Annotated in this window: 5 protein-coding genes; all 5 read left to right on the top strand. The window is 55.0% G+C overall.

Annotation, left to right across the window (positions count from 1 at the left end; genetic code table 11):
* On the top strand, positions 1-2,636 hold a 2,636-nt coding region (gene gyrA, locus ACTH5D_RS07370; protein WP_441669746.1), incomplete at its 5' end, for a DNA gyrase subunit A.
* Positions 2,620-3,723, top strand: coding sequence for a 3-phosphoserine/phosphohydroxythreonine transaminase (serC, locus tag ACTH5D_RS07365; RefSeq protein ID WP_441669744.1), 1,104 nt, complete (start codon positions 2,620-2,622; stop codon positions 3,721-3,723). The genes gyrA and serC, both read left to right, overlap by 17 nt.
* Positions 3,724-3,728: 5 nt before the next feature.
* Positions 3,729-4,820 carry a prephenate dehydratase gene (gene pheA / locus ACTH5D_RS07360; RefSeq protein ID WP_441669742.1) on the top strand — a complete coding sequence of 364 codons (1,092 nt, stop codon included), beginning with the start codon at positions 3,729-3,731 and terminating at the stop codon, positions 4,818-4,820.
* A gap of 5 nt (positions 4,821-4,825) precedes the next feature.
* The gene (locus tag ACTH5D_RS07355) at positions 4,826-7,105 is read left to right on the top strand and encodes a bifunctional prephenate dehydrogenase/3-phosphoshikimate 1-carboxyvinyltransferase (RefSeq protein ID WP_441669750.1); all 2,280 of its coding nucleotides are present in this window, start codon (positions 4,826-4,828) and stop codon (positions 7,103-7,105) included.
* Positions 7,098-7,787 carry a (d)CMP kinase gene (cmk, locus tag ACTH5D_RS07350; RefSeq protein ID WP_441669740.1) on the top strand — a complete coding sequence of 230 codons (690 nt, stop codon included), beginning with the start codon at positions 7,098-7,100 and terminating at the stop codon, positions 7,785-7,787. The genes ACTH5D_RS07355 and cmk overlap by 8 nt, the downstream gene beginning before the upstream one ends.
* Positions 7,788-7,845 lie beyond the last annotated feature (58 nt).

The raw sequence follows: 7,845 nt of genomic DNA, 5'->3' as shown, positions 1-7,845 counted from the left end.
ATGTGCGGGATGGCCTTAAACCAGTTCACCGGCGTGTGCTGTTTGCCATGCATGAACTGGGTAATGAGTGGAATAAACCGTATAAGAAGTCGGCGCGTGTCGTTGGCGATGTTATCGGTAAATACCACCCGCACGGTGATAGCGCGGTTTACGACACCATCGTTCGTATGGCTCAGCACTTTTCAATGCGTCATGTGCTGGTCGACGGTCAGGGTAACTTCGGTTCTATTGATGGGGATAACGCGGCTGCTATGCGTTATACCGAGGTGCGCATGTCGCGCCTTGCCCATGAACTGCTGGCTGATCTTGAAAAAGATACCGTTGACTGGGTAGATAACTACGATGGCACCGAGCGTATCCCCGCCGTGCTGCCCACCAAAGTGCCTAATCTGCTGATCAACGGCTCGTCTGGTATCGCTGTAGGCATGGCGACCAATATTCCACCGCATAACATGCGTGAAGTGATCGCCGGTTGTTTGGCGCTCATCGATGACTATACGCTGTCGGTGGATGACTTAATGGAGTACATCCCTGGTCCTGATTTCCCCACCGGCGCGATTATCAATGGCCGTGCGGGCATTTTGTCTGCGTATCGTACTGGCCGCGGGCGCATTTACGTGCGTGCCTGCCACACGATTGAGCATCACGATAAAACTGGTCGCGACCACATCATCATTACCGAGCTGCCGTATCAGGTGAACAAGGCGCGGTTGATTGAAAAAATCGCCGAGCTGGTGAAAGAGAAAAAAATTGAAGGCATCGCCGAGCTGCGCGATGAATCCGATAAAGACGGTCTGCGCGTGGTGATTGAAGTCAAGCGTGGCGAGTCCGGCGAAGTAGTGGTCAATAACCTGTTCGCCCAGACGCAGTTACAAAACGTGTTCGGGATTAACATGGTGGCGCTTGAAAACGGCCAGCCGCGCACGCTGAATCTCAAGGAGATGCTTGAAGCCTTTATTCGCCACCGCCGCGAAGTGGTGACTCGGCGTACGCTTTATGAGCTGAAAAAAGCGCGTGAGCGTGGCCATCTGCTTGAAGGTTTGGCTGTCGCTATTTCGAATATCGATGAAGTGATTGAGCTGATTAAAGCTTCGCCCAACGCGGCGGAAGCGCGTGAAAAGCTGTTGGCTAAAACGTGGCCGCCTGGCCAAGTCACTGCGATGCTGGAGCGGGCGGGTGCTACGTCATGCAAGCCAGAAGAGCTAGACGAAGGGTTCGGTTTAAACACGGCAGCCACATCGTATCGTCTGTCGCCTGCCCAGGCCCAGGCCATCCTTGAGCTGCGCCTGCACCGTTTGACGGGTCTTGAGACAGAGAAACTCCTTGATGAGTACCTGTCTATTCTGTCGAAAATTGCTGAGCTAACCGAGATTTTGGCCTCGGCAGATCGCTTGATGGAAGTTATTCGTGAAGAGCTGCACGCCGTGCGTGATCAGTTTGCTGACGACCGTCGGACTGAAATTCAAGCCAGTCATCTAGATCTCTCGATTGAAGATTTGATTGCCGAAGAGGACATGGTTGTCACCGTGTCGCGCTCTGGCTATGCCAAGACGCAGCCGCTGTCTGATTATCAGGCGCAGCGTCGTGGTGGTCGCGGTAAGTCCGCAACGGCGATGAAAGATGAAGATGTCATCGAGCACCTGCTGGTGGCATCGACGCACGATACCGTGCTGCTGTTCTCTAATCGCGGCAAAGTGTATTGGCTGAAAGTGTATGAAATGCCGAACGCTAGCCGTGGTTCACGCGGTAAACCACTGGTGAACATGCTGCCGCTAGAAGAAGGTGAGGCGGTAAACGCTATTCTGCCGGTGCGTGATTACGATCCCGAGCACTATATTTTCTTCGCGACGGCCAAGGGTACCGTGAAGCGCACGAGCCTTGAGCAGTTCTCACGTCCGCGCAGCGTCGGCCTTATTGCAATTGATCTGGAAGAAAGTGACCGCCTCGTCGGTGCGGCCATTACCACGGGTGATGATCATGCCATGCTGTTGTCGTCTAACGGCAAGGCTATTCGCTTTGAAGAGGGCAATGCCCGCGCTATGGGTCGTACCGCACGTGGTGTGCGCGGCATGCGCCTGGCAGGTGATGCTGAAGTCATCAGCCTGATTATTCCGAAGAGTCAGCAAATTGATGCTGAAGCAGATGCCGAAGGCGAAACGCAAGACGCTTCAGTTGAGAGCGCTGCGGCCGAAACCGCCGACGGCCAGATCTATATCATGACCGCCAGTGAAAACGGCTACGGCAAACGCACGCGCCTTGAAGAGTTCCCGCTGCGTGGTCGCGGTGGCCAGGGTGTTATCGCCATGCAAACCAGCGAGCGTAATGGCGCGCTGGTGGCGGCGATGCAGGTTTATGACAGCGATGAAATGATGCTGATCACTGATCGTGGAACGTTAGTGCGTACCCGCGTAGAAGAAGTTTCTACCACGTCGCGTAATACCCAGGGCGTGATGCTGATTCGCTTGGGTAAAGAAGAGAAGCTGGTTAAGACAGTCCGCGTTGATGAGCCGGAAGAAATCGACGAGCTTAGTGGACTTGTCGAGGGCGATCTTGAAGAAAGCAGCCTTGAGGGTGCCGAGGTAGGCGAATCATCCGATGATGCACAGGAAACGGGTACTGATGACACGTCATTATAATTTCTGCGCAGGGCCCGCGGCCTTGCCAGTAGCCGTGCTTGAACGGGCGCGTGAAGAGCTGCTGGATTACCAGGGTCGTGGCCTTTCTGTTATGGAAATGAGCCACCGCAGCGATGAGTTTATTGCCATCGCCGAGCGAGCGGAGGCGAATTTTCGTCAGCTTCTGAACGTGCCCGATAACTATAAAGTGCTGTTTTTGCAGGGCGGCGCCAGCATGCAATTTGCCATGCTGCCGATGAACCTGCTGGGCCAGGGCGGTCGTGCCAACTTTATCCAGACCGGTATCTGGGGTAAGAAAGCGCTTAGTGAAGCCAAACACCTTGGTTTTGACTGCCATGTAGCCGCCAGCAGTGAGCCTAACGGCCATATGGCGGTGCCTGGGCGCGACACTGTGCAGATAAGCGATGATGCCGCCTACCTGCACTACACGTCTAACGAAACCATCGGTGGTTTGGAATTTGACTATACGCCCCATGTTCAGCGCGCTGACGGCACTAATGTGCCGTTGGTCTGCGATATGTCGTCGAATATTCTCTCTGGGCCAATCGATGTTAGCGATTTCGGCGTCATTTATGCTGGGGCGCAGAAAAATATTGGGCCAGCGGGGCTAACGCTGGTCGTGGTGCGTGACGATCTGCTAGGCAGGGTCAAGTCTGGCACTCCTTCATTGTTTGATTACCAGATGCTGGCGGAAGCCGGGTCCATGGTTAATACGCCTCCGACGTACGCCTGGTACCTGGCGGGGCTGGTATTCGAGTGGTTGAAAGACGATATCGGCGGGTTGGCGGCGATGGATGCTATCAATCAACGTAAAGCCGATAAGCTCTACGCCGCTATTGATGCCAGCGAGTTTTATAGCAACACCATCGCTCAAGCCAATCGATCACGGATGAACGTACCGTTTGTATTAGCCGATGCGACGCTGGATAAGGCGTTCTTGCAACAAGCCGATGCGGCGGGGCTGCTTAATTTAAAGGGTCACCGCAGCGTTGGCGGCATGCGTGCCAGCCTATATAACGCGGTGCCTGAGTCTGCGGTAGATGCGCTAATCACGTTTATGGCGGATTTTGAACAAACAAGGGGCTAACCACCATGTCCGACACGTCGATCAATCTGGACGAACTGCGCCAGCGAATCGATCAGCTCGATAGCGATATTCTGAATCTCATCAGTGAGCGTGCAAACTGTGCTCAGCAAGTAGCGCACGTGAAGCTGGCCGAAGATAAAGATGCGGTGTTCTATCGCCCTGAGCGAGAAGCGCAGGTGCTGCGGCGCATTATGGCATTGAATCAAGGTCCGCTTGATTCAGAGGAAATGGCGCGCCTGTTTCGTGAAATCATGTCGGCGTGTTTGGCATTAGAACAGCCAGTTAAGGTCGCTTATTTAGGTCCTGAAGGTACCTTTACTCAGCAGGCTGCCCTCAAGCATTTTGGTGAAAGCGCCGTGAGTTTGCCCATGGCAGCCATCGATGAGGTATTCCGTGAAGTCGAGGCGGGCGCCGTGCATTACGGTGTGGTGCCGGTGGAGAACTCCACCGAAGGGGTGGTGAATCACACCCTGGATACCTTTATGGACTCATCGATTAAAATCTGTGGCGAGGTGGTGCTGCGTATTCACCATCACCTGCTGGTCAGTGAGACAACCCGCCGCGATAAAGTCTCGCGTATCTACTCGCACCCGCAATCCTTTGGTCAGTGTCGTAAATGGCTGGATGCGCATTTTCCCCATGCTGAGCGGGTGCCGGTTTCCTCCAACGCTGAAGCGGCCAAGTTAGTCAAAACCGAGTGGCATAGTGCGGCGATTGCGGGTGATATGGCGGCTAAGCTATATGGTCTTGAGCATATAGCGGAAAAAATTGAAGACCGCCCGGATAACTCCACGCGGTTTTTGATTATTGGTAACCAGGAGGTGCCCATGGCGGGGGAAGATAAAACCTCAATTGTGGTTGCCATGCGCAACCAGCCAGGGACGCTCCATGCTTTATTGGAGCCGTTTCATCGCCATCAGATCGACCTAACGCGTCTTGAAACACGCCCTTCGCGTACCGGGGTGTGGAACTACGTGTTTTTCATCGATTTTAAAGGCCATCGTGACGAGCCCCAGGTTGCTGCGGTGCTTGAAGAAGTAAGGCTGCGGGCAGCGGACTTGCGCGTGTTGGGTTCCTACCCCGTGGGCGTGCTGTGACGTTGATGGGGGCAGACAGCGTAGAAAAACCCACATGCCATGAGACTCGCTTACTGATTGTTGGCTTGGGATTAATTGGTGGTTCACTAGCGGCAGCGCTGCGCGTTGCGGGGTTCCAGGGGCAAATAGTCGCCTGTGACCCCGATGAAGGTGAGATTGCTCGCGGTATTGAAATGGGCCTGATCGATTCAGGCGGTACCCGCCTCGCTGAGCAAGCAAATGACGCCACCATGGTGGTGCTGGCGGTGCCGGTGCTCGCCATGGAGAGCGTTATGGCCGCCCTGGCTGATGCGCTGCCTAGCGCTGCTGCCAATGTGGTTATCACCGACGTGGGCAGTACCAAGGCGACGATTCGGACTTGTGCCCAGCGTGTGTTTGGCCAGGTGCCCACTAATATGGTGCTGGGACATCCGATTGCTGGTTCAGAAAAAAGCGGTGTGGCGGCAGCGAATCCACGTCTTTATGTTGACCATAAAGTCATCCTGACGCCTGAAGCTAATGTTGATCACGAAGCGCTGGAGCGGGTGCGCAGCCTATGGCTGGCCTGTGGCGCAGACGTACTAGAAATGGACGTAGAGCGGCATGATCAAGTGTTGGCACGAACTAGCCATTTGCCTCATCTGCTGGCATTTTCATTAGTTGACACGCTTGCGCGGCAAGACGAGCGGTTAGATATCTTTCGCTATGCCGCGGGCGGCTTTCGTGACTTTACCCGGATTGCAGGTAGCGATCCGGTGATGTGGCGGGATATTTTTATCGCCAATAAGCAGGCGGTGCTGGCCTCGCTGGATGATTTTGAAGCGGGCCTCGGACGCCTGCGTCACGCGGTAGAAGCCGGCGATAGCGATGCGTTGATTGCCACCTTTGACCGGGCGAGTCATGCCCGCCACTATTTCGACTCTTTATTGAACAAAACTAGTTACCAGGCGGAATATCATATGCAACCACAAGGTAAAGTCACCTACCGTGTGCGGCCAGGCGGCCAGGCGCAGGGACGTTTGCGCGTTCCAGGCGATAAGTCGATGTCGCACCGCTCTATTATGCTCGGCGCACTGGCGGAAGGCGTCACCGAAGTAAAAGGCTTTTTAGAAGGCGAAGATAGCCTGGCCACCCTGCAGGCGTTCCGTGAAATGGGTGTGGCGATTGAAGGTCCGCATCAGGGAAAAGTCACCATTCACGGTGTCGGCATGCATGGCTTAAAAGCCCCCTCTGGGCCGCTCTACGTGGGTAACTCGGGCACCGCTATGCGGTTGTTTTCAGGTTTGCTTGCCGGCCAGGCCTTTGACAGTGAATTAACGGGCGATGAGTCGCTGACTAAGCGGCCGATGGGCCGCGTAGCCGATCCGCTGCGCCTCATGGGCGCGACGATCGATACCGCTGAGGGCGGGCGTCCGCCGCTCAAAATTCGTGGTGCCGCTGCGCTGAAAGGCATTCATTACGATATGCCTATGGCCAGTGCGCAGGTCAAGTCTTGCCTATTATTAGCCGGATTGTACGCACAGGGCGAAACGCGAGTGCGTGAGCCTGCCCCCACGCGTGATCACACTGAGCGCATGCTTAACGGTTTCGGCTATGTGGTTTCTCGTGATGGTGATACGTGCTGGCTTCAGGGCGGCGGCAAGCTGTCTGCTGGCCCTATCGACGTGCCATCGGATATCTCTTCAGCGACGTTTTTCCTAGTCGCGGCGGCGATTACGCCTGAGTCTGATATTACCCTTGAACACGTAGGCATTAACCCTACGCGTATAGGGGTGATTAATATCCTCACCTTGATGGGCGCTAATTTACTGCTAGAGAATGAGCGCGAAGTGGGCGGTGAGCCGGTGGCGGATATACGTATTCGCTACGCACCGCTAAAGGGAATCGATATCCCCGTTGATCAGGTGCCGCTGGCGATTGACGAATTTCCTGCGCTGTTTATTGCCGCTGCAAATGCAGAAGGTATAACGCGGCTAAGAGGTGCAGAAGAGCTGCGCGTTAAAGAATCAGATCGTATTCAGGCAATGGCGGATGGCCTGGCTACTCTAGGCGTTCAGCACACCGTGGTAGAAGACGGCATCGATATTGCCGGTAATGGTAATGCGCAGGTCGCAAGCTATGGCGGTGGACGCATTGATAGCCTGGGTGATCACCGTATTGCCATGGCCTTTGCGATTGCTTCGCTGCGTGCTGGTGATGAGATTTTCATTGAAGACTGTGCCAATGTGGCCACCTCTTTCCCGGATTTTGTTGAATTAGCTACGCGTATAGGTATGGGCGTCAGCGTGGAGGGCGCGCATGAATGACCGTGTCCCCGTTTTGACGATTGATGGCCCTGGCGGTGCCGGTAAAGGCACTATTAGCTGCTTAGTAGCAGAGAGGTTGGGTTGGCATCTGCTAGATAGCGGTGCGCTTTATCGGCTAACGGCACAGGCGGCCATTAAGCATGATGTGGCCGTAGACGATGAAGTTGCCTTAGCGCGTTTAGCTGAGCAGTTGGATGTTGCTTTTCCAATTAAGGATGGCCGGCCGCGAACAATGCTTGAAGGTGACGATGTCGGCCAAATCATTCGCACTGAAGACGCCGGTGGGCGTGCTTCGCAGGTGGCCGCTTTGCCATTAGTGCGCCAAGCTCTATTGCAACGCCAACGTGATTTTTGTCAAGCGCCGGGGCTTGTGGCGGACGGTCGCGATATGGGGACGGTGGTCTTTCCGGATGCACCATTGAAGATTTTTTTAACGGCAAGCGCCGACGAACGCGCTCGCCGACGCTATCTACAGTTGCAGGAAGCCGGGGTGGATGCTAGTCTTTCGAGTCTTTTAACGGAGATTCAGGCACGCGATGCACGTGATATGCAGCGCAGCGTGGCACCTCTCAAGCCGGCAGATGATGCCATAACGCTTGATACCACGCGTCTGAGCATACCGGAAGTGGTTGATCGACTGACCGAACTGCTAACCCACAGAGGGCTTGTAGGCGGCGTGTGATTCTCCCTTGCGGCGCTTTTGGATAGGTGTCACGACGTGGCAGGGCACTAAACTCACA

Origin of the sequence: Halomonas sp. (assembly GCF_052095695.1) — a bacterium.
Lineage (GTDB): Bacteria > Pseudomonadota > Gammaproteobacteria > Pseudomonadales > Halomonadaceae > Vreelandella.
This window is presented reverse-complemented; position numbering and strand designations above follow the sequence as displayed.

Excerpts from the sequence above, each read along its gene's own strand:
- serC (WP_441669744.1), top strand. The coding sequence starts at position 2,620 with ATGACACGTCATTATAATTTCTGCGCAGGGCCCGCGGCCTTGCCAGTA.
- ACTH5D_RS07355 (WP_441669750.1), top strand. The coding sequence starts at position 4,826 with ATGGGGGCAGACAGCGTAGAAAAACCCACATGCCATGAGACTCGCTTA.
- cmk (WP_441669740.1), top strand. The coding sequence starts at position 7,098 with ATGAATGACCGTGTCCCCGTTTTGACGATTGATGGCCCTGGCGGTGCC.
- pheA (WP_441669742.1), top strand. The coding sequence starts at position 3,729 with ATGTCCGACACGTCGATCAATCTGGACGAACTGCGCCAGCGAATCGAT.